We start from the raw sequence: 22715 nt of genomic DNA, 5'->3' as shown, positions 1-22715 counted from the left end.
CGGTTGCGCATCGGCTGCGCGTGTTCGCCTGCAGGCCCGCACGCGCTGTGCGGGCACTGCCGCGCCGGCGACTACAGCCGGTTCCACTCCAGGCCTTCGCCGCGCCGGTAATACACCGCCACCGCCTTGCCGTACACCGCCGAGGCATCGACAAAACCGAAATAGCGCCCATCCAGGCTATCGCCGCGGTGGTCGCCCACCGCCAATACCTTGCCGGCCGGCACGCGGACATCGTGCAGATCCGGCCCACCGCCGGCATCCAGATTCAGGTGCGCAATGCGCGCACCGAAGCGCTCGCGCTCACCCTCGTCATCGATCTGCAGCGGTTGGCCGTTGATGGATAAATGCCCATTGCGCAGATCCACACGGTCGCCTGCCACGGCCACCACCCGCTTGATCAACCGCGTGCCATCGCGCGGCGAATCGAACACCGCCACATCCCCACGCTGCGGTCGGTCGCCATCGATGACGATGCGGTTGCTCAGCGGCAATCGCCAGCCGTAGGCGTGCATATCCACCACCACGCGATCGCCTGGCTGCAAGGTCGGCTGCATCGAGCCGCTGGGCACCTGGTAGTGATTGGCAAACGAGGAGCGCGCAGCGGTCAGCAAGACCAGCATGACCAGCAGCGGCAGCAGTTCCTTGCGCGACCACCGTGCGGCGCGCTGAAGGCGGGAGGTGGGATGCGATGGGTGCATGGGAGATCTGTCGGGTGGTCAGCAGCCGGCTTGGCGCTTCGACGATGCGCCTGGGCGATGGGCTGTGGAAGTGACGAAAGGCATGGCAAGGCCGGTTGTTGCGTGTGGGGACTTGCGCGAGTAAGCAAGCGTGTTTCACCAGCCGGTGGCCGATCGAGCAACAACGAAACACGTCCTTAGCCCGTTGCGCTGCGACAGGTTCGCAATCCGCGGGATACATTTTTATCAGGGACGTGCATGTTCCTTACAAAAACCTCGCGCATCCATGCACGCCGCCCTGCAGGTTGTCGCGACCGGACTTGCCGCTGCGGCATGGGGATTGGGAAGCCAATGGTGAAAACAACAGCGACAACAACCGTAGGTTTACCGCACCTTCCCGATTGCGCCAACGCAAACGGGATGGCACAAGGGCCATCCCGTTTCGTCTACTGCGAGCGCTCACCTGTGCACACATAGCCACCCAAACGCATCGCTTATTCTGTCAAACCACGATTTTCCAGAAATGCCTTGACGCTGGGATCCTTGCCGCGGAAATCGCGGTACAGCGTGGCCGAATCGACAGTGTTGCCGCGTGAGAGGATCTTGGCGCGGAAAATATCGCCGTTCTTGCGGTTCAAGCCACCATTTTCCTCGAACCATTCGAAGGCATCGTCGTCGAGCACTTCCGACCAGAGGTAGGCGTAATAGCTGGCGGCATAACCCATCTCCCAGATATGGTTGAAATAGCTGCTGTGATACCGCGGCGGCACGTCAGCCATGTCCAGCTTGAAGCGCTTGAGCGCATCGGTCTCGAACCGGCCCACGTCCTGCAAGGGTGCATCGGCCGGCAGGGTGTGCCAGGCCAGATCGAGCAGCGATGCCGACAGGGTCTCGGTGATCGTGTAGCCGCTATTGAAGCTCTTGGCCTTCTTGATCTTTTCCACCAGCTCGGCCGGCATCACTGCGCCGGTTTGATAATGCTTGGCATAGTTGGCGAAGACCTTCGGATCGGAGGCCCAGTGCTCGTTGAACTGCGAGGGAAATTCCTTGAAGTCGCGCGGCGTTTTGGTTCCGGAAATCCCCGCGTAGGTCACCTTGGAGAACATGCCGTGTAGCGCGTGGCCGAACTCATGGAACACCGTGGTGACGTCGTCGAAACTCAGCAACGCCGGCTGGCCGGCAGCGGGCTTGGTGAAGTTACAGACGTTGTAGACCACCGGCTTGGCACCGGTCAGCCCGCTCTGATCGACGAATGATCCCATCCACGCGCCACCGGACTTGCTGTCGCGTTTGAAATAGTCGGTGTAGAACAGCGCCATCGAGGTGCCGTCTGCATCAAACACCTCGTATACCTTCACGTCCGGATGGTAGGTGGGAATGTCGGTGCGCTGCTTGAAGGTGATGCCGTAGAGCTGGGTAGCCGCATAGAAAACGCCGTTCTGCAGCACGTTATCCAGTTCGAAATACGGCTTGATCTGCGACTCGTCCAGATCGTACTTGGCCTTGCGTACCTGCTCGGCATAGAAATCCCAGTCGGAAGCGGCCAACTTGAAACCGCCCTTCTGGGCATCGATGACTTTCTGAATCTCGGCTGCTTCGCGGCGCGTCTTGGCTGTGGCCGCCGGCACGGTGTCGGTCAGCAGCTTTAACGCCGCATCCGGGGTCTTGGCCATCTGGTCGTTCAATACGTAAGCGGCATAGCTGTCGTAGCCCAACAACCTGGCGCGTTGAGCGCGCAACTGCGCCAGTCGCTGGACCACCTTGCGCGTGTCGTTGTCATCGCCCTGTTCGGTGCGCTTCTGCGAAGCCTGCATGATCTGCGCACGCAACGCACGATCCTTCAACGAGGCGAGAATGGGCTGCTGGGTGGTGTTCTGCAAGGTCAACAGATACTTGCCGTCGAGCTTGCGCTGCTTGGCGGCATCGGCGGCGGCGGCGATATCGCCCTCGCTCAAGCCAGCCAGCCGGGCCTTGTCGTCCACAACCACCGCAGCGGCGGCCGTGGCAGCCACCAGCTTTGCGTGGAATTGCGTGGACAGCGTGGTTTCCTCAACATTGAGCTTGCCCACGGTGATCTTGTCGGCATCGGACAACAGCGCGCCGGATGCGACGAACCCTTTGTATGTGATCTCGACCAGGCGCTTTTGCTCCGGATTGAGCTTCATCGCATCGGACTGGTCATGCACCGCCTTGATGCGCGCAAACAGCTTGGGATCCAGAATAACTTCATTATTATGCGCCGCCAGTTTGGGCCCAAGCTCCTCCTGGATTTTCTCGCGTGCCGAATTGGTATCGGCAGAGATCACCCCGGAGAAAATATCCGACACGCGCGACAGTACCTCGCCGCCGCGATCGAATGCTTCGATGGTGTTTTCGAAGGTCGCCGGTTCGGGGTTGGCGGTGATCTTGCGCGCGTCCGCAAGCTCTAGACGCATGCCTTCCTCGAAGGCAGGCAGATAATCGCTGTCCTGGATTTTGTCGAATGGCGGCGCCTTGAACGGCAGCGTGCTGGCGGTCAACAACGGATTGGACCTGGCCACAGAAGACTGGCTGGTGGCGGTATTGCCGGTCGTGGTCGCGGGCTGCGTATCCGGCGCTTCTTTTCCGGAACAGGCAGCGAGCGCCAGGGTAATGGCAGCTGCCAGAATGAGGGTACGCGACATGGAGTATGGAATTCCTGAGTGATCACAGCAGCCGGCAACGTTAATAGCTTTTCCGGCATCGAGCATGTGCTGCCGAACTGATCGGCATGGCGGGGTTAAGGACAGCGCTTGCTGTTGCAGAAGATGCGATGACCTCATTGAAGGCGATAGGGCAGCGATAGTGCCCATGCGCAATGGCCGATGACTTGGCGAGAGCGAATGACTGGCGATAAAAACGAAACGGGATGGCACCGCCATCCCGTTTCGTTCACAGATTAAGGATTGCCGATCACTCCGCCAACCCGCGGTTTTTTAGCAGTGCCTTGACGCTTGGATCCTTGCCACGAAAATCGCGATACAGCTGACTCACATCCACCGAATTACCAGGCGCGAGAATCTTGGCGCGGAAGAGATCCCCATTTTTCCGCGTCAAACCGCCGTTCTCGCTGATCCACTCGAACGCGTCATCGTCGATGACCTCCGACCAGAAGTACGCGTAGTAACTCGCCGCATAACCACGGCTCCAGATATGGTCGAAATAACTGGCGCCATAGCGTGGCGGAACCTCAGGCAGGTCAACCTTGTAACGCTTCAGCGTGTCGGCCTGCATGGCACTCACATCCTGCATCTCTGCGGTCGCTGGTTGGCCATGCAAGGCCAGGTCCACGATCTGCGCCGAGAGTGACTCGGTCATCAGATAGCCGCTGTTGAAGGTCTTTGCATTCTTCAGCTTCTTCACCAGCGCCTCCGGCATCGCCTCTCCGGTCTTGTAGTGCTTTGCGTAGTGCGCGAAAACAGATGGGTCGGTCGCCCAGTGCTCATTGAACTGCGAGGGGAATTCAGAAAAATCTCGCGGCGTAGCGGCGCTATCCAACGAGGAATACTTCACTGTCGACAACATGTAGTGCAGCGCATGGCCGAACTCGTGAAACATCGTGGTGACTTCTTCCATGCTTAGCAACGCAGCCTGCCCATCGGCCGGCTTGCTGAAGTTGCACACGTTATAGATCACCGACTTGGCGCCAGTGAGTCCGTTGCGCTGGACCAAGGAGCCTGCCCACGAACCACCGGACTTGCTCTCCCGCTGGAAATAGTCCGTGTAAAACAGCGCCAACGAGGTGCCGTCTACATCGAAGACTTCGTAGACCTTTACGTCTGGGTGATAGGTCGGGATGTCGGTGCGCTGCTTGAAGGTGATCCCGTACAGCTGTGTGGCCGCATAGAAGACGCCATCATTGAGCACGGTATCCAAGGCGAAATACGGCTTGATCTGCGATACGTCCAGATCGTACTTGGCCTTGCGCACCTGCTCGGCATAAAAATCCCAATCCGACGCAGCCAACGTAAAGCCGCCATGCTGCGCATCGATCAACGCCTGGATCTGTGCCGCTTCCCGGCGTGCCTTGGCCGTGGCGGCAGGCACCGTGTCGGTCAGCAATTTCAGTGCCACCTGCGGCGTTCTGGCCATCTGGTTGCGCAGGCTGTAGGCGGCATAGCTGTCGTACCCAAGCAGGCTGGCGCGCTGCGCACGCACCTGCAACAAGCGCTTGATGGTGTCACGCGTATCGTTGGCATCGCCCTGCTCGGCGCGTTTTTCCGAGGCCTGCAGTATCTGCGCACGCAATGCGCGATCCTTCAGCGAGGCCAGCACCGGTTGCTGCGTGGTGTTTTGCAGACTCAGAAGATATTTTCCCTCAAGTTTGCGCGCCTTGGCAGCAGCAGCAGCGGCGGCGATATCGCCCTCGCTCATGCCGTCGAGCTTTGTCTTGTCATCCACCACCACCGCAGCGGCCAAAGCTGCGGCCGTCAATTTATTGTGGTACTGGGTGGTGAGGTTGGTCTCTTCCAAGTTGAGCTTGCGCAAGGTGGCTTTGTCTGCATCGGAAAGCTGCGCTCCGGCCTTGATGAAGCTGTCATAGCCGTGCTCGAGCAGGCGCAGCTGTTCCGGCGTCAGTGCGAGCGTATCGCGCCGATCGTAAAGGGCCTTGAAGCGCGCAAACAGCTTCGCATCCAGTGCGATCTCATCGCCGAGGGTGGCCAGCTTGGGGCCGATGTCTTCATCGATTTTCTGCCGCGCAGCGTTGGTATCGGCAGTTGAAATTCCTAAGAAGATGTTGGAGACATAGGCGAGTGTTGCGCCGCTGCGTTCCAGCGCCTCAACCGTGTTCTCAAAGGTGGGTGGCTCCGGGTTTTCGGTAATGCCGTGCAACTCGTGCCGGACCTGGCGAATGCCTTCTTCAAAGGCCGGCAGATAATCGCTGTCGCGAATCTTGTCGAATGGCGGCGCCTGAAATGGCAGCGTGCTTGGCACAAGCAGCGGATTGGACGCCAGATCCGCAGATGTGGTGGCCGGTGTCGCGGCACCTGCGGCGGCAGGTGTGGTGCGCGGGGAATTCTTTTCCGAACATGCGGCCAGCGCAAAGGTGACCGCAGCAGCCAGAATAAGTGAACGTCGCATGGTGTAGTGATCCTGCAGAACGTGTAACCGGACACAGGACGGATGCCTCGACGTCCGGCATCGGCCCTGAATGAGCAGAGCGCCACAGCTGCGCTACTGCGCGTTGGCGGTCGCCAAGTATCTGGGCGATGCCTGCATGACATCCGGCAGGAACGGAATCGGCGGCCTTGAAAACGAAACGGGATGGCACCGCCATCCCGTTTCGTTCACCGATTAAGGGTTGCCGATCACTCGGTCAAACCGCGATTCTCCAGCAGCGCCTTGACGCTGGGATCCTTGCCGCGGAAATCGCGGTACAGCGTAGCAAGATCCACGGTGTTACCACGCGAGAGAATCTTGGCGCGGAAAATATCGCCGTTCTTGCGGTTCAATCCGCCGTTTTCCTTGAACCATTCGAAAGCGTCGTCGTCGAGCACTTCCGACCAGAAATACGCGTAATAGCCGGCCGAATAACCGCCGCCCCAGATGTGGTCGAAATAGCTGCTGCGGTAGCGCGGCGGCACTTCGGCCAGGTCCACCTTGAAGCGCTTGAGCGCATCGGCTTCGAACTTGCTCACGTCCTGCAACGGCGCATCCGCCGGCTGGGTGTGCCAGGCCAGATCCAGCAGCGCTGCCGACAGATATTCGGTGGTGGCGTAGCCGCTGTTGAAGGTCTTGGCCTTCTTGATCTTTTCCACCAGTTCGGCCGGCATCACTGCGCCGGTTTGAGAATGCTTGGCGTAGTTGGCGAAGACCTTCGGATCGGACGCCCAGTGCTCGTTGAACTGCGAGGGGAATTCCACAAAATCGCGCGAGGTGCTGGTGCCGGCGATCGAGGGATACTTCACCTTGGAGAACATGCCGTGCAGCGCGTGGCCGAACTCATGGAACAGCGTGGTGACGTCGTCGAAGCTCAGCAACGCCGGCTGGCCGGCAGCGGGCTTGGTGAAGTTGCAGACGTTGTAGACCACCGGCTTGGTGCCGGTCAGGCCGTCCTGTTCGACGAACACGTCCATCCACGCGCCACCGGACTTGCTGTCGCGCTTGAAGTAGTCGGTGTAGAACAACGCCATCGAGGTGCCGTCGGCATCGAAGACTTCGTACACCTTCATGTCGGGGTGGTAGGTCGGGATGTCGGTGCGCTGCTTGAAGGTGATGCCGTAGAGCTGGGTGGCCGCATAGAAAACGCCGTTCTGCAGCACGTTATCCAGTTCGAAATACGGCTTGATCTGCGACTCGTCCAGATCGTACTTGGCCTTGCGCACCTGCTCGGCGTAAAAGTCCCAATCGGAGGCGGCAAGCTTGAAATCGCCGGTCTTTGCATCAGCACGCTGCGCGTCGATGACCTTCTGCATCTCGCCCACTTCGCGGCGCGCCTTGGCAGTGGCCGCCGGCACGGTGTCGGTCAGCAGTTTCAGCGCCGCCTCCGGGGTCTTGGCCATCTGGTTGCCCAGGCTATAAGCGGCGTAATTGTCGAAGCCGAGCAACTTGGCTTTTTGCGCACGCAGCTGCGCCAGACGCTGGATGGTCTGGCGGGTGTCGTTGGCATCGCCCTTTTCTGCACGGGTTTCGGAAGCCTTCAACACCTCGGCGCGCAGCGCGCGATCTTTCAACGACGCCAGTACCGGCTGCTGGGTCGTGTTCTGCAAGGTCAGAAGATACTTGCCATCGAGCTTGCGTGCCTTGGCGGCATCGGCGGCGGCGGCAATATCGCCTTCGCTCAGGCCGTCGAGTTTGGCCTTGTCATCGACCACCACTGCACCGGCAGCGGAGGCTGCAACCAGGCGCGTATGGAACTGGGTGGATAGCGTGGTTTCTTCCACGTTGAGTTTGCGCAGGCTGTCCTTGTCGGCATCGGAGAGCTGCGCACCGGCGCGCACCAGGTCTTCATAATCGTGCTCGACCAGACGCTTTTGTTCCGGCTCCAGGTTCAATGTGTCGCGCTGGTCGTACAGAGTTTTGACGCGTGCGAACAGCTTCGGGTCGAGGTTGATCTCGTCCTTGTGCGCGGCCAGCTTGGGCGCGATCTCTTCCTGGATTTTCTGGCGTGCGTCGCTGGTATCGGCCTGCACCAGCCCGAAGAAGATGCGCGACACGCGTGTGAGCGTTTCGCCGCTGCGCTCCATCGCTTCGATGGTGTTGTCGAAGGTGGGCGCTTCGGTGTTGTCGGCGATCTTGCGCACGTCGGCCAGATGCAGGCGCATGCCTTCTTCGAATGCGGGCAGGTAATCGCTGTCCTTGATCTTGTCGAACGGCGGCGCCTGGAACGGCAGGGTGCTGGCGCTCAACAACGGATTCGGCGCAGCGTCGGCGGCCGGGGTGGTGGTCTTTTCGGGCACGGTGGTGGACTCCTTACCGGATGGCTCTTTTCCAGAACATGCGGCCAATGCCAGGGTGATGGCGGCGGCCAGAACGACGGTACGCGACATGGCGTGTGATTCCTGAGTGGGTACGGCAGCCGGTCACGCTAGCGGGTTTGCGTGATGCTGGCATGTGCCGTTGGATTGGATGGATGCAGCGGTTTGGGGATGGTGCAGGCAAGCGCGCAGCCGCAGGCTCGACGCCTGGCCGGTGTGAGCGACACGGTGCAGCAGGGGGTTTTGCGGCTTTCCTGAGTTCGATCACGAGGCAGCACTCAGTCGAAACGGTTAGCGGGTCCGGGACCCGGCCGACCCCGTCCGTCAGAGCGTCTCGTCCTTGAAGATGGCCACATGCGGGCTGCCGTCGGCGCCGATCCAGCCGCGGTACATGCCTTCGGTATTGAACGGGAAGGCGATGTTGCCTTGCGCATCCAGCGCGATGGCACCGCCATCGCCGCCGGCCTTGGGAATCTGCTGATCGATGACCGCCTCGGCCGCCTGTTGCAGCGACTGCCCGGCGTATTTCATGCGCGCACAGATGTCGTAGGCCGCCACCGCACGGATGTAGAACTCGCCCCAGCCGGTGCCGGACACCGCGCACTGCGCATTGGCGTAGGTGCCGGCGCCGATGATGGGCGCGTCGCCGACGCGGCCGTAGCGCTTGTTGGTCATGCCGCCGGTGGACGTGCCGGCAGCCAGATGGCCGTCGCGATCCAGCGCGAGCGCACCGACGGTGCCGAAGTGCTTGGCGGTTTCCAGGTCGAGCGCGGCCTGGGCCTGACGGTCGCCGCTTTCGGCCTTGAGCGCTTTTTGCAGCTGTTGCCAACGCTTGTCGGTACGGAAATAGCTGGGCTCGACCAAGGTGACGCCCTGCTCGCGCGCAAACTGCTCGGCACCGTCGCCGACCAGCATCACGTGCTTGGAGCGGTCCATGACGCTACGCGCCAGCAGAATCGGGTTCTTGACCGTGTGCACGCCGGCAATCGCGCCGGCCTTGCCGCTGGCGCCGTCCATGATCGCGGCATCCAGCTCGTTCTTGCCGTCGTGAGTGAATACCGCACCGCGCCCGGCGTTGAACTGCGGCGCGTCCTCCAGCACGGTGATGGTGGCGGCCACCGCATCCACCGCGCTGCCGCCGCGCGTCAACACCGCATAGCCGGCACGCAGCGCACGTTGCATCGCCTCACGTGCCTGCGCTTGTTCGTCGGGCGAAAGACTGGATTTTTCCACGCCCGCGCCCCCATGGATCACCAGCATCGGCGTGGTGGCCAGCGCCGGGCCGGCACATAGCAATAGTGAGAGGCATAGCGCGCGAGCGGACGAAGCGATCATGGTGTTTCCTCAATGCAAGTTAATTGAGTGACCCGGTGGTGTCAGGCAAGCGGCGAAGACCGCGGGTTCGCCGCAGGCAATGCACGACGTCGGCTACGTCCGCGCCAGTGGGTCGCCATGCCGGGCACTGATCTACTGCTGCCCGCATCAGCCAAGCGTCGACAACATCCGGCGTGATGGTGTCAGGCATCATCGCGCGTTGCTTCGGCAAGACGACGCTGGAAGTCTGTTCCGAGCATCTGATCCACCACCCCAAGTCTGACGACAACGCTGCCAGGATCGAATACGCCGCCGCGTAGCACTGTCTCGGCCTCGTTGTGCATCGCGTACGCCAGATGCGCGGCGGCACGGATGGAAAGAGGCGACTCGTTCTGGCTTCCGAGGTGCCCCGCCAGCAGGCACCGAATCTCGTAGAGCGCGAAGGCGAACAGCTGCTCCTGTGTCGCGGTCATTCGGCACTCCTCCCATGACGCCTAAGTCGAATCCACCGATGCGAGCCACGGCATGCCTAAACAGTGCTGCGCATCGTTAGGCTCACATGCGTGTTCAAAGCACGCTACGCAACCTACAACGTATCGCGATGCTTACCGCGCCACGGCCGGTACCAGGTGCGGATGGCGGCGATGTCGGCGGCCATGTCGGTGCCGGTCCAGAACGGTTCGCCGATGCCCACGGTCTTGCTGGGGTAGTCGAAATACACCGGCAGGATCGGCACCTTGGCATCGGACGCGATCTTCCAGAAACCGGCCTTCCACTGCTCCACACGCTTGCGCGTGCCTTCGGGGGTGATCACGTACCACATCTGTTCGGAGTTGCGGATCAACCGCACCGCTTGGCCGATGGTGCCCTGCGGCGAGCTGCGGTCCAGCGGGATGGCGCCCAGCTTGCGCAGCAGCGGGCCCAGCGGCCACCAGAACAGCTGCGCCTTGCCCAACACACGCACGTCGAAGCCGAGCGCGAACTTGGCGGCAAAGCCCACAAAGCCATCCCAGTTGGACGAGTGCGGCGCCACGATCATCACCAACTTGGGCTCGTCGGGCAGCCGCCCGAGCAGCCGCCAGCCGGTCAGGCGCAGGGCGGTACGGCCCAGCCAGCGGCCGAAGCGACCGTGCGCACGCGGCATCCTGGGCGGGGTTGACTGCAGCAGGATGTTGGCCTGTGTGACCGGCGGCAACGACGGGTCGGTGTGACTCACGCTTACTCCCAGTGGGACGCAGAGCGTCCACGCTTGATATGGCTGCGCTCACGCTTGGCATCCAGCCGCCGCAGCTTGGCACCGTGACTCGGTTTGGTGGCGACCCGGCGCTTGGGCACCGACAGGCATGCACTGATGATCTCGGCCAGCCGCTCGCGCGCATCGTCGCGGTTGCGGTCCTGGGTGCGAAAGCGCTGCGCGTCGATCACCAGCACGCCCTCGGCGGTCATGCGGCGGTCGCGACGCGACAACAGCCGCGCGCGTAACGGCTCAGGCAGCGAGGGCGACCCTGCCACGTCGAAACGCAGTTCCACCGCGGTGGACACCTTGTTGACGTTCTGCCCGCCCGCGCCGCTGGCGCGCACGAAGCGTTCGACGAGTTCGCTGGGCGGAATCGTCAGGCTGGGGGTGATCTGGATCGGGTCGCTGGCCATTAGCCCGCGATTGTATCGGCAGCGGCGTGGACGCGCGCGCGAACGCCTGCTTCCCGTATCCTGCGGCCGGTTCCCCGATCGCAGGATGCTCCGATGACACCTCATTCGTTCGCCGCCGCAGGCGCGCTTGCCCGCCGCCTGCTGCTGCTCGCCCTGCTGGCGGCGGCCGCCCCGGCCGCGCTGGCGCAGGCACCCACCGATGCCGACGTCAACCGTCTGCTGGCCGCCTCGCGCGCGCAGACCATGCTCGACACCATGCTGCCGCAGATCGAAGCGATGCAGCAGCAGCAATTCGCCCAGCTCACCGCGCAGCGCCAGTTCGACGCCGATCAGCAGGCGCAGCTGCAACGCATCCAGGAACGCACCCGCCAGACCGTGCGCAAGGCGCTGTCGTGGTCGGAGCTGCGCCCGATGTACGTGGACATCTACAAGCGCTCGTTCTCGCGCGAGGACGTGCTGGCGATGGCCGAGTTCTACGAGAGCTCGGCCGGCCAGAGCCTGCTGGACAAGACCCCGGCGCTGACCCAGAACCTGATGGGCGCCATCCAGCAGAAGATGCTGCCGCTGTTTGCCGATCTGCAGAAGGATCTGGAAAAAATCGTCAACGAGCCTGCGGCGGCCAAGAAGCCCTGAAGGACGGCAGCCGGGAATGAGGAGTGGGAATTCGTCGGTGCGCGATTCCTGCAACGGTTGCCGATGCGAGTTGCGTGCGTTGCCGGTGACGGGTGCGTCACCTTTCTCAGCTGGCGGAAGACGACTGTCTTGGCGCTTCTGCCGCCGGAGGAATTGCTGTCTTGAGCCAGCAGCTGCGAGTTTGCCCCCATCCGCCCTTCGGGCACCTTCCCCCGCAGGCGAGGGAAGGAAGCAACTGGGAAGGTGACCAGGGAGGGCGGCAGCGCGGGAAGGCGAACATTGCGCGTCGCGCTTGAGCCCCCCTCCCGCCTGCGGGAGAGCGGTTGGGGTGAGGGCACGCTTGCGCAGCTATCTTGCAGGTTCAGTGGACGTTTCGATCAGGCTCAGTGGACCTCTCGACCTCTCTTGGCGCTTCTGCCGCCGGAAGAGCTGCTGTCTTGAGCCCGCAGTGGCGAGCGTGCCCCCATCCGCCCTTCGGGCACCTTCCCCCGCAAGCGAGGGAAGGAAGCAACGCGGGGAAGGCGACCAGCGAGGGCGGCAACGCGGGAAGGCGAACATTGCGCGTCGCGCTTGAGTCCCTCTCCCGCCTGCGGGAGAGGGGTTGGGGTGAGGGGATGCTTGCGCAGATGTCTAGCAGGCTGAGTGGACGTCTCGATCTCTGAACCAGGCACGCCACATCACGCTGGTTGCGCTACTCCCAACTCCGCAATCTCCCAGCCAAACAACGCACACGCCTTGGCAAATTCCACATCCAGCGGCGCGGTGACGCTGATGCGCCTGCCATCGGCCGGATGCGGAAATTCCAGGCGTTCGGCGTGCAACAGCATGCGGTGGATACCGAGCATGCGGAAACTGCGGTTGTGGCGTCCATCGCCATGGCTGGTGTCGCCGATCATGTGATGCGACAGATGCTTCATATGCCGGCGAATCTGCCGAAAGCGCCCGGTCTGCGGTTGGCAGCGCAGCAGCGCATACCGCGAGGTGGCAAAGCCGGTGGACGGAATTTCCAGCTCGCCGGTCGCCAGCCGCTGGAAGTGCGTCACCGCCGGCTTCTTGACCGGTTTGCCGGGGCCGCCATCCAGGTCGTGATCGACGATGAACCGATCCTCGGCAGGCCAGCCGCGGCACACGGTCAGATAATTTTTATCCACCTCGCCGGCCATCAAGGCCTTGCCCAGCGCGCTGGCGCTGTCGCGGTCGAACGCCAGCAGCAGGCAGCCGCTGGTCGCGCGGTCGAGCCGATGCACCAGGAAGATCGGTTTGCCCAGCTGCTCGCGCAGGCGGTCGGCCAGAAAGTCGTCCTCGCCGCGCGCCAGTTTGCTGTCGTGGACCATCAGGCCCGCGGGTTTGTCGACGACGGCCAGGACATCGTCCTGGTAGAGAATCTGCAGATGCTTGGGGGATATGCTCACCGGCGGATTATCCGCATCGCTGACACCGCATGCCACTGCGCTGCGCCATCCACGCGCCCGTTGACCGCATCAGGCCGCTGGCACAGCATGCCGATTCCCCCTCACGGAGCGTCCCCCATGCGCACCTGGCTCCTGTTTTGCCTGCTGGCGGTCGCTCCGCTGGCGCAGTCTTCGACCCTGCCGTACGACGACCATGCCGACGCCGGCACCCAGCTGCGCGATGCGCTGGCCGCCGGCAAGAAAACCCACAAACCCACGCTGGTGATTTTCGGCGCCAACTGGTGCCACGACTGCCGTGCGCTGGATACCTCGCTGCACAGCGCAAAGAACGCGCCGCTGATCGACCGCTCGTTTGTTGTGGTCAAGGTGGACGTGGGTAATTTCGACCACAACCTGGACATCAGCCAGCGCTACGGCGACCCGATCCAGAACGGCATCCCGGCTGCGGTGGTGGTATCGCCGGCCGGCACGCTGCTCTACACCACGCGTGCCGGCGAGCTGGCCAACGCACGCCAGATGAGCGACGACGGCATCTATCAGTTCTTCGACCAAGTGGCGCACGCCCACCGCGCGCCCTGACGCACGTGGGTGCAGGGTCGGCGGTGCACGCTCACACCAGGGCGCGAACCGTCAGCCGTTGGCGTGTGCCCGGCAACATCGCGCTGCATGTCACGGCCGCGGTGTGCAGCGATGCGCTGCACACGGGCAGTGCAGCAGCCTGCACGCGCGGATTGTCGCGCAGCCAGTTGCCTAACGACGCAGCCACGCCACCAGCAACGCAACCGACCCGGCGCCGCCGCTGATCCAGCTCCACACCGGCACCGTGCCCAGGTACCAGCCATCCGGATGCAGGCCGTACAACACGGCTGCCACCACCAACAGTCCGCTACCGGTGATGGCCGTGACCACGCGGGTCTGCAGCTTGCGCAGGCTGATGTCCAGCGCGCGCAATTCGCTCGAACGGATGTCCAGCTGATGCCGGCCTTCCACCTGCTGCTTCAACCAGCTGTGCACCAGGCGCGGCATGTCCGGTGCGTGGGTCATGATTTCCGGTAGCCGCTTGCTCAACTCGCCCAGCATGCGACGCGGGCTGTAGCGCTCGCGCAGGATGCGCTCCAGCACCGGTCGCGCCACCGCCCAGATATCCAGCTTGGGATCGAGCTGGCGGCCGACGCCTTCGATGTTGAGCAGCGTCTTCTGCAGCAGGATCAACTGCGGCTGCAGCGTCAACTCGTAGCGCTGCGCCACGCGGAACAACTTGATCAGCACCTGCGCCAGCGAAATTTCCGACAGCGGCCGGGTGAAGTACGGCTCGCACACCGAGCGCGCGGCCGCTTCCAGCTCGTCGATGCGCACGTTGGACGGCATCCAGCCCGCCTCCACGTGCAGCTCGGCCATGCGGCGATAATCCTTGTGGAAGATCGCCATGAAGTTCTCGGCCAGGTAGTACTGATCTTCCTGCGAGAGCTGCCCCATGATGCCGAAATCCAGCGCGATGAAACGCGGATTGAGGCGGCGCTCCGGGTCCGAGTCGACCCAGATGTTGCCGGCGTGCGCATCGGCGTGGAAGAAGTTGTCGCGGAACACTTGCGTGTAGAACACGCGCACGCCCTTGGCCGCCAGCGCCTTGCGGTCGATGCCGGCAGCATCGAGCTTGGCGATATCGTCGGACGGAATGCCGTACACGCGCTCCAGCGTGAGCGCGCGCTCGGCGGTGTGCGACCAGATCACTTCCGGCACGTACAGATCGTCCGAGCCTTCCCAGAACCGGCGCAGCACGCTGGCATTGGCGCCTTCGCGCTGTAGATCGAGTTCGGCCGACAAGGTGCCTTCGATCTCGGCCACCACTTCGCGCGGACGGATCTTGTCGGCGCGCGGATGGGTGCGTTCGACCAGCGTGGCCAGCGAATGCAGCAGCGCGATATCGGCGTCGATCTGACGCTCGATGTCCGGGCGCAACACCTTGACCACCACTTCGCGGCGCACGCCGTTGGCATCGGGCGGCAAGGTGGCCGCATGCACCTGCGCGATCGAAGCCGATGCCAGCGGCACGGTATCGAACGAGGCGAATGCCACGCTGACCGGCAGGCCGAGCGCGCCTTCCACGATCAGGCGCGCGGCCTGCCCATCGAACGGCTTGACCCGGTCCTGCAGCAAGGTGAGTTCTTCGGCCACATCGGCGGGGATCAGGTCGCGGCGGGTCGACAGGATCTGCCCGAACTTGACGAAGATCGGGCCGAGTTCCTGCAATGCCAACCGCAGCCGTGCACCGCGCGATTGCGCGGCGATTTCGGCGCTGGCACGCGGCACGAACGGCTTGGCCAAGCGCAGCCAGCGTTCGGCGGCGGTGCCTTGCAGCAGGTCGTCCAGGCGGTAGCGCAAGATCACCCGGCCAATGCGGCTGGCCCGCAAAATCGCCTTCATGCCGCGCCTCCGGCGGCACGCAGGCGGCTCACGCGCGCGGCCATCCGCTCCACGTCGTCGCGCAGCTCGTCCACATCATCGTGGAAGGCCTCGAGCTCGGCACGCGGCACTACATCGCGCGATTCTTCGGTGACGAATTCGGCCGCGCTATGCGCCAGGTCCGAGGCGCTGCGACGCGCCTGCTGCAATGCTGCACGCACCGCGCCGGCGATCTGCACGCCCAGGATCTCGCCGAACACCGCCACGAACGGCAACTGCCAATCCGGGTCGAAGCGGCCGGCCAGTTGCTGCAGCTGACGCGCCAGCTCCGCATCGCCGGAGACCTTGAGCCGCCCCGCCGGTGCACCGCTGCGGCGCGCGTTGGCCAGAAACGGCAGCTGCCCCAGCAACCCGGCCAGGCTGCTGCGCACCGCCAGATCCGGCTCGTGTGTCTGATCGACCGGGCCGACCAGCAGCCGGCGCTCGTGCACGCGGATCTGCAGCGCCAAGGCGGGCGCGTCCAGGGTCAGCGCGATGCGCTGGCCTTCCAGCGGTAACAGGGCATCGCGGGTATCCGGGTCCAGCGCCAGTGCGCGATTGAGCGCGGCCTGCAGGGCCTGGCCGGCGAGCGGCTTGAGGGAGTTGAAGAATGATCCGGGCATGGGCGCATTCTACCGCCCCCGCATGTCGCAGCTGACTGACGGTGATGAGGCGCTGCGCGCCGGAGGCTGTTGCCGTCCGTGGCCATGGCGGGCGCTTGTCTGGCAGTAGAGCGATCAATGCGGGGGGCGCTGCCTGGATTGCCTGGATTGCCTGGACGGTCGGCACGCACTGCACGGCAGCTCGCCGGGATGCTGCGCTTTGTAGGCCGCACCTCATGGGCCATCGCGCCCTGCGGCGATGAGCGCGGCGTCCGTGCACAGCTGCCGACCGCGCAGGATCTGCCGACTTCCTTCGGCCGGCCGGTCACGGGCATGCTGGCGCCTTCTCGAACAGGTGGCAGGAGCAGGCGATGCGCAAGATCCGGGTCGGTCTCATCTTTGGCGGCAAATCCGCCGAGCACGAGGTTTCGCTGCAATCGGCGCGCAACCTCCTGGACGCGCTCGACCCGCAGCGCTTCGAACCGGTGCTGATCGGCATCGACAAGCAGGGCCAGTGGCATCTGAGCGCGCCGGACAGCTTTCTGCACGATGCCGACGACCCGGGCCGGATCGCCTTGCACCGCAGCGGCCGCTCGGTGGCGGTGCTGCCCGGCGCCGAGCAGGCGCAGCTGCGGCCGGTGGATACCGAGCAGGCGCTGGCGCAGATCGATGTGGTGTTTCCGATCGTGCACGGCACCCTGGGCGAGGACGGCTCGCTGCAGGGCTTGTTGCGCATGGCCAACCTGCCCTTCGTCGGCTCCGGCGTGCTTGGTTCGGCGGTAGCGATGGACAAGGACATGGCCAAGCGCGTGCTGCGCGATGCCGGCCTGGCGGTGGCGCCGTTTGTCTGCTTCAACCGCCACACCGCCGCGCAGGCCGATGTGGATGCGCTGATCGCGCAGTTGGGGTTGCCGCTGTTCGTCAAGCCGGCCAACCAGAGCTCTTCGGTCGGCGTCAGCCAGGTGCGCAGCGCGGACGCCTTTGCCGCCGCGCTCGCATTGGCGTTGTCCTACGACCACAAGGTGCTGGTGGAAGCGGCCATTGTCGGTCGCGAGATCGAATGCGCAGTGCTCGGCAATGCCACGCCACAGGCCAGCGTGTGCGGCGAGGTGGTGGTACACGATGCGTTTTATTCATACGACACCAAATACATCAGCGCAGATGGCGCCGACATCGTGATCCCCGCCGATCTCGATGCGCAGACGCAGCAGCGCATCCAGCAACTTGCGGTGCAGGCGTATCAAGCGCTGGACTGTGCCGGCATGGCACGCGTGGATGTGTTCCTGTGCGCGGACGGGCGCATCGTGATCAACGAGGTCAATACGCTGCCTGGCTTCACCCGCATAAGCATGTATCCAAAGTTATGGCAGGCAAGCGGGCTGGACTATCGTGGCTTGATCACGCAGTTGATCGAGCTGGCCTTGCAACGGCATGCGGACGATCAACTGCTGCGCAGCGCGGTGGACGCGCGCGCATGAGTGCGGCGCAGTTACGCGCAGTGCAAGCGCACGACCATGCGGCACTGCTCGCACTCAACAATACGCACGCCACCGCACTGTCGTTGCTCGATGCCGATGGGCTCACCGCTTTATTGCAGATGGCCTGGCACGCCCGCCTCGTCCCGCCGGCCGACGGCCTGTTGATCGCACTGGATCAGAGCGCTGCCTATGCCAATGCAAACTTTGCATGGCTGGCGGAGCGCTCCGCGCGCTTTGTGTACGTGGACCGCATCGTGATCGCCGCCCATGCGCAGCGACGTGGCCTTGCTGTGCAGCTGTACGACGACCTCATCCGCAGCGCGCGTGCAGCAGCGCAACCGCGCGTGGTGTGCGAAGTCAATCTGAGCCCGCCCAATCCGGCCTCCCTCGCATTGCATCGACAACTGGGATTCGTGCCGATCGGCGATACGCTGTTGGCCAATGGCAAGCAAGTGCAATACCTGGAAAAGCTGCTTTGACTTGCAGAAATCGCGTTAAAAACCGCCATAACGCACATGGCCCGCCTCCTTGCGGAGGCGGGCCATGTGAGCGCCGACCGGCAGCGCCGCTGCCGTGACGTATCGCGGTGAGGCGTTAGACCTTGCCGCGACGGAACATCGAGATCACTGCCAGGATCAGGAACACCACAAACAGGATCCAGGCGATGTTGGTCGCCGCACCGGCGATACCGCTGAAGCCCAGCACAGCGGCGATGATGGCAATGACGAAAAAGATGATGGCGTAATGCAGCATGGCAAGGGTTCCAGAAGTTGTCGTGCCGAATCGGCGCAGACGTATCCTGATCAGATGGCGGTCTTTATCGAGTGATGGCGATGTCGTTGGAAGATGAGGATCGCAGCCGATTCAGGCCCTCTTCGATGCTGATACGCGGCACATAGCCGAAGTCGCGGCGCGCTGGTTCCATGCTGTACCAATGCGGCGTACACAACTGTTCGACCAAGAACCGCGTCAACGGCACTTCGCCTGGCAGACGCAACAGTGGCCATAAGGTTTCGCACACCGCACCGATGCGATACGCGGTCTTGAACGACAACGAGCGCGTCACTGCCGGCGCGTCCACGGCCGCGAGCAAGCGATTGAGCAACTCGCGCATCGGCAACGGTTCGCCGTTGGAAATGAAGTACGCCTTGCCCGCGCAGGCAGCGCCCTGCGCAAGATGGTCGAACGCATCGAAATGCGCTTGCGCGGCGTTGTCGATGTACGTGCTGTCCACCAGGTTGCTGCCATCGCCCACCATGCGCAGGCGACCGGCGCGTGCGCGTGCGGCCAAACGCGGCAACAGATGATTGTCGCCCGGCCCCCAGATCAACCGCGGACGCAATGCCACCGTGGCCAGCTGCGCATCGTTGGCCGCCAGGACCGCACGCTCGGCGATCGCCTTGGTCGCTGCGTACGCGGCGCGCAGGTCTTCGCCATACGGCACTTCGTCGGCGCCCAGGCCCTCCACCGGATGGGTGGCGCGATGGGTGACGCTGGGCGTGGAGGTGTAGATCAGCCGCGGCACGCCATTGGCGCGGCACGCGTCGAGCACGTTCTGCGTGCCCACCACATTGGCCTGGTGATAGCTGTCGTAGCTGCCCCAGGCGCCGGCCTTGGCGGCGTTGTGAAACACCGCATCGACCCCGCTGAAGGCATGCCGCACGGCCTGCGGGTCGGCCAGGTCGCCACGGATCTGCCCCACACCCAGCGTCTGCAGCACCGGGTAATCGCCGCGCTGGAAACTCACCACCTCGTGCCCGCGCGCACGCAAGCCGCGGCACAACGCCTGGCCAAGAAATCCACCACCGCCGGTCACCAGCACTTTCATCACGCCACACCCATCGCTCCTGCAGGGCGCACACAATAGCCGGACAGGACCGTCAGGGCGACGCGGCGTGCGTTTTTTCTCGCGAGCGGCGCGGCTAACCCTTTGATCGCAAAGACCTTCATAAATCTTCATTGCAGCATCAGGCAGTTCATTCGCGGCGCAGGCGTCATGGCCGGACCCTCGATCGCTGGAGTTGCCATGACCCGCCTGTCACTGCTGTTGCTACCCCTGCTTTACGTCACCGCGCTGCACGCCGCGGCGCCAGTTGCCGCCTCGACAGCAGCGGCGCCCGCGCCGCCAGCCGCCACACCGCCAGCCCTGGACGACGGCTGGCCGGTCGCCAACGCTGCCGCCAAGGGCTGGAACCTTCCGCTGCTGGCGCAGATGGAGCAGGCGCTCGCCGCCGATCTGGCCCCCTCCACCACCAGCCTGGTGATCGCACGCGACGGCGTATTGGTCTACGAGCGCTACCTGGGCGATGCCGATCGACAGACCCTGCACGACACCCGCTCGTTGACCAAGAGCGTGACCGGGCTACTGGTCGGGGCGGCCATCGTGCGCAAGCTGATTCCCGACGTGCAGGCCAAGGTCTATGACGCTTTTGGCGAGCGGCACTGGCAGCACCCCGATCCGCGCAAGCGTGCGATCACCGTCGAAGATCTGCTGACGATGAGCTCGCAGCTGGAATGCAACGACGAAAATACATTTTCGGCCGGCAACGAAGAACGCATGTACGTGAGTGCGGACTGGACGCAGTTCGCGCTGGATCTGCCGATCCGCGGCTATGCGCCGTGGACGCCGCGGCCCGCACAGAGCCCGCACGCCCGCGCGTTTTCGTATTGCACCGCCGGCTCCTTCCTGCTGGGTGCGATGCTGGAAAAATTCGCCGGCAAGCCGCTGCAGGCCTTTTCGGCGCAGGTGCTGGAAACACCGCTGGGCATCGAGCGGGCGCAGTGGAACCTATCGTCCGAAGGCGTGGGCATGGGCGGTGGCGGCACTCGCTACCGCAGCCGCGACCTGGCAAAGCTCGGCCAACTGCTGCTGGCACACGGACGCTGGCAAGGCCGCCAGGTGATTCCTGCCGACTGGGTGCAGGCGATGACCAGCGTGCATGCGCAGGCACGCGAGGATGCCGATTACGGCTATCTAATCTGGCACTTCCGGTTTCCGGTGCGCGGCGTGCAACGCGATACCTGGGCGATGTCCGGCAATGGCGGCAACTACGTGTTCGTGGTGCCTGACGAACGCCTGGTGGTGGTGCTCACACGCAGCGCGTACAACACGCGGCAGATGCACCAACAGTCGCAGCGCTTGCTGACCGACTATGTACTCAAGGCGCTGCCTGAGCACTGAGAGCCGGTAAAACAACGTCGCAAGCAGTCGTCAGCTGGGTGTGGACGGCGCGCTCTGACTCGGCATGTCCGCGTGGCACATGCCAGACCGAGCACCGGTCGCACCTGTCTGGCGGTGACTGCTGCTGTCAGTTAGCCGCTCAAAACACTGGTTGGTGGTTGGCGTGCATGGCGTGTTCGCCACCCAGACCTGGCAACCGATGCGCTACCACACCGACGCGCCGCAGGGCGCGGCCTATGCCTGGTGCGGCGCAGATCTCGATGGCTCGTTCTGGATCTGACCTCACCGTCTGAGCATGCAGTGGGCCCTTCCGGACAACGCTCACCCAGTTGTCAGTCGCCGTTGGATGTTGCCTGCGCACGCAGCACATCGGCACGCCGCAACTGCCCACGCTGGGCAGCAAGATCGGCATCGATACGTGCCAGCAACGCGGCAAACTCCGGCGACCCGCGCAATGGCTGCAGCAGCGGCGATTGACGCAAATAGCCGGCGTTGCGGTAGCCGGCGGCCTCGGCGCGTTGCAAGGCGCGCATCGCCGCGTCGGGCGCATCCGCACCCAGCAACAGCACGGCGGCATCGACTGCATCGAACGGGTCGCCGCCACGCGCGACGCTGCCGAGCAACTCCTGCGCATGCGCGTGCAGCATGGCGGCTGGCGGAGGCGGCTCGGCGTGCAGCGCCCATACCACCGTCTGCGCAAAGCTACCCTGTGGACGCAGCTGCAAGGCCCGCCGCGCCGCGCTGCGTGCAAGCGCGGTGTCGCCACGCGACCACGCCAGCTGCGCCTGCAACAAGGACAGCCCGGCATAGTCGGTGCCGCGACCCAATGCTTCGTTCAATGCCGTCTGCGCCTCTGCCGCGCGGCCATGCTCGAACAGAAACGTGGGCCAGGCCAGATTGGAAAACGCATCGTCCGGATACAGCTGAAAGTTCTGCCGATAGCGTGCTTCGGCGGCACTCGCATAGCCGAGCAGGCTCAGGTTGCTGGCAATCTGGATCGGCAGAAAGCGCACGCGTTTTGGCTCGCGCACGGCCAGGTTGGCCGACAGCGCCTGCACCAGTTTGCCCTGTCGCTCGTATAGGTAGGCGGCCGAGCCGCGCACGGCATCGGCCGCTGGATCCAGCTGCAACGCCTGCTCGTAGGCGGCCAGTGCAGCGCCATTGCGGCCCTGGCAATCCAGCGCGTAACCACGCGCGGCGTAGGCCGCCGCAAGACCCGGTTGCGCCTTGATCACCGCATCGGCCAGTTGCTGGGCCTGCTGTGCAAATCCGCCGTCGCCATCGTATTGGCACACGCGTGCGGCGTAGGCACGGCTGAGCCCGAGCTGGGCCTGCCGATCGTCCGGCGCTTGCTGCAGACGTTGGCGATACAGACCGATTGCGCGGTCGTTGTCGTCGCGCTGGCCGATGCCGGCGTAGTAGTCGGCACGTTGCAGCAACGCCGCCTTCGCGGGTGGTGGGTCGCCGCGCTGCACCCACCAGGCCGCACCGCCGCCTACCACGACCAGCATCGCCACGGCAGCGGCGATCCAGACACCGTACCGCCGTGGCGCGGGCACAGGCGGCGCCTGTTCCTGCTGCACCGGCACGCACAGTTGATACCCCTGCCCCCGTACCGAGCGCAGATAGCGCGGCTGCCGCGAGTCATCGCCCAAGGCCTGCCGTAGCAACCGCACGCGTTGGGTGACGGTTTCTTCGTTGACCAGCGCCGGTGCCCACACGTTCTGGATCAACGCGTCGAACTCCACCACGCGTTGGCCCTGCTGCAGCATGTAGTGCAACAGACGAAAACTCAGCCCGCCCACCTCAAGCGCCACGCCGTCGCGCTCCACGCGCTGCCGCGCCACATCGATGCGCAGATCATCCAGACGATAATGCGCGGACATCGTG

19 protein-coding genes and 1 other RNA gene are annotated in these 22715 nt (G+C 64.0%); 5 read left to right on the top strand and 15 right to left on the bottom strand.

Features of this window, described 5'->3' with window-relative positions; translation table 11 throughout:
* Positions 1–71: 71 nt before the first annotated feature.
* The 8 genes from lepB to arfB form a co-directional block, all read right to left on the bottom strand.
* Complete coding sequence (gene lepB / locus ABQU90_RS11370) at positions 72–698, bottom strand: signal peptidase I (RefSeq protein WP_323521008.1); 627 nt, start codon at positions 696–698, stop codon at positions 72–74.
* Between the two features lie 473 nt (positions 699–1171).
* Positions 1172–3340, bottom strand: coding sequence for a peptidyl-dipeptidase Dcp (dcp, locus tag ABQU90_RS11365; RefSeq protein WP_323521007.1), 2169 nt, complete (start codon positions 3338–3340; stop codon positions 1172–1174).
* A 268-nt stretch (positions 3341–3608) separates the two neighbouring features.
* Complete coding sequence (locus ABQU90_RS11360; RefSeq protein ID WP_323521006.1) at positions 3609–5777, bottom strand: M3 family metallopeptidase; 2169 nt, start codon at positions 5775–5777, stop codon at positions 3609–3611.
* A gap of 227 nt (positions 5778–6004) precedes the next feature.
* Positions 6005–8185: a peptidyl-dipeptidase Dcp gene (dcp, locus tag ABQU90_RS11355; RefSeq protein WP_323521005.1), complete on the bottom strand. Its 2181-nt coding sequence runs from the start codon at positions 8183–8185 to the stop codon at positions 6005–6007.
* A gap of 252 nt (positions 8186–8437) precedes the next feature.
* Positions 8438–9448 (bottom strand): isoaspartyl peptidase/L-asparaginase family protein, encoded by a 1011-nt coding sequence (locus tag ABQU90_RS11350; protein WP_323521004.1) that lies wholly within the window; start codon positions 9446–9448, stop codon positions 8438–8440.
* Positions 9449–9630: 182 nt separating this feature from the next.
* Positions 9631–9900 carry a hypothetical protein gene (locus ABQU90_RS11345; protein WP_323521003.1) on the bottom strand — a complete coding sequence of 90 codons (270 nt, stop codon included), beginning with the start codon at positions 9898–9900 and terminating at the stop codon, positions 9631–9633.
* Positions 9901–10013: 113 nt separating this feature from the next.
* Complete coding sequence (locus ABQU90_RS11340) at positions 10014–10643, bottom strand: lysophosphatidylcholine acyltransferase (RefSeq protein ID WP_055853674.1); 630 nt, start codon at positions 10641–10643, stop codon at positions 10014–10016.
* Between the two features lie 2 nt (positions 10644–10645).
* Positions 10646–11077: an alternative ribosome rescue aminoacyl-tRNA hydrolase ArfB gene (gene arfB / locus ABQU90_RS11335; protein WP_011257289.1), complete on the bottom strand. Its 432-nt coding sequence runs from the start codon at positions 11075–11077 to the stop codon at positions 10646–10648.
* 57 nt (positions 11078–11134) lie between these two features.
* Between arfB and ABQU90_RS11330 the strand changes: the two genes are divergently transcribed.
* On the top strand, positions 11135–11710 hold the full coding sequence (locus ABQU90_RS11330) for a DUF2059 domain-containing protein (protein WP_323521140.1): 576 nt from the start codon (positions 11135–11137) through the stop codon (positions 11708–11710).
* Positions 11711–12387: 677 nt separating this feature from the next.
* Here the strand turns inward: ABQU90_RS11330 and ABQU90_RS11325 are convergent.
* Complete coding sequence (locus ABQU90_RS11325; RefSeq protein WP_323521002.1) at positions 12388–13158, bottom strand: pseudouridine synthase; 771 nt, start codon at positions 13156–13158, stop codon at positions 12388–12390.
* Positions 13159–13239: 81 nt separating this feature from the next.
* Here ABQU90_RS11325 and ABQU90_RS11320 point away from each other — a divergent pair, with 81 nt between their 5' ends.
* A complete protein-coding gene (locus tag ABQU90_RS11320; RefSeq protein ID WP_323521001.1) occupies positions 13240–13701 on the top strand; it encodes a thioredoxin family protein in 462 nt (153 codons plus the stop codon).
* Positions 13702–13872: 171 nt separating this feature from the next.
* Here the strand turns inward: ABQU90_RS11320 and ubiB are convergent, their stop codons facing one another.
* Both ubiB and ABQU90_RS11310 read right to left on the bottom strand, forming a co-directional pair.
* On the bottom strand, positions 13873–15546 hold the full coding sequence (gene ubiB, locus ABQU90_RS11315; protein ID WP_115514994.1) for a ubiquinone biosynthesis regulatory protein kinase UbiB: 1674 nt from the start codon (positions 15544–15546) through the stop codon (positions 13873–13875).
* Positions 15543–16187, bottom strand: coding sequence for a ubiquinone biosynthesis accessory factor UbiJ (locus ABQU90_RS11310; protein WP_323521000.1), 645 nt, complete (start codon positions 16185–16187; stop codon positions 15543–15545). Before ABQU90_RS11310 ends, ubiB begins: the two co-directional genes overlap by 4 nt.
* A 350-nt stretch (positions 16188–16537) precedes the next feature.
* On the opposite strand from ABQU90_RS11310, the gene ddlA reads away from it, so the two are divergent.
* Positions 16538–17644 carry a D-alanine--D-alanine ligase gene (ddlA, locus tag ABQU90_RS11305; RefSeq protein ID WP_323520999.1) on the top strand — a complete coding sequence of 369 codons (1107 nt, stop codon included), beginning with the start codon at positions 16538–16540 and terminating at the stop codon, positions 17642–17644.
* Positions 17641–18123, top strand: a complete 483-nt coding sequence (locus tag ABQU90_RS11300; RefSeq protein ID WP_323520998.1) for a GNAT family N-acetyltransferase — start codon at positions 17641–17643, stop codon at positions 18121–18123. The genes ddlA and ABQU90_RS11300 overlap by 4 nt, the downstream gene beginning before the upstream one ends.
* 115 nt (positions 18124–18238) lie before the next feature.
* On the opposite strand, the gene ABQU90_RS11295 is transcribed toward ABQU90_RS11300, so the two are convergent.
* Both ABQU90_RS11295 and oleD read right to left on the bottom strand, forming a co-directional pair.
* Positions 18239–18397: a DUF1328 domain-containing protein gene (locus ABQU90_RS11295; protein WP_003468167.1), complete on the bottom strand. Its 159-nt coding sequence runs from the start codon at positions 18395–18397 to the stop codon at positions 18239–18241.
* Positions 18398–18461: 64 nt separating this feature from the next.
* Entirely contained in the window at positions 18462–19472 is a 1011-nt protein-coding gene (gene oleD, locus ABQU90_RS11290; RefSeq protein ID WP_323520997.1) for a 2-alkyl-3-oxoalkanoate reductase, read from the bottom strand.
* Between the two features lie 198 nt (positions 19473–19670).
* Between oleD and ABQU90_RS11285 the strand changes: the two genes are divergently transcribed.
* Complete coding sequence (locus ABQU90_RS11285) at positions 19671–20825, top strand: serine hydrolase domain-containing protein (RefSeq protein WP_323520996.1); 1155 nt, start codon at positions 19671–19673, stop codon at positions 20823–20825.
* Positions 20826–20830: 5 nt separating this feature from the next.
* Here the strand turns inward: ABQU90_RS11285 and ABQU90_RS11280 are convergent.
* Both ABQU90_RS11280 and ABQU90_RS11275 read right to left on the bottom strand, forming a co-directional pair.
* A non-coding RNA gene (locus tag ABQU90_RS11280) (sX9 sRNA) lies at positions 20831–20906 on the bottom strand.
* Between the two features lie 251 nt (positions 20907–21157).
* Positions 21158–22711 (bottom strand): winged helix-turn-helix domain-containing protein, encoded by a 1554-nt coding sequence (locus ABQU90_RS11275; protein ID WP_323520995.1) that lies wholly within the window; start codon positions 22709–22711, stop codon positions 21158–21160.
* Between the last annotated feature and the right edge of the window lie 4 nt (positions 22712–22715).

This window comes from Xanthomonas sp. WHRI 10207 (assembly GCF_040202975.1).
In the GTDB taxonomy this organism is placed as follows: Bacteria; Pseudomonadota; Gammaproteobacteria; order Xanthomonadales; family Xanthomonadaceae; genus Xanthomonas.
The sequence above is the reverse complement of the archived record's forward strand: the minus strand, read 5'-3'. Positions and strand labels throughout refer to the sequence as shown.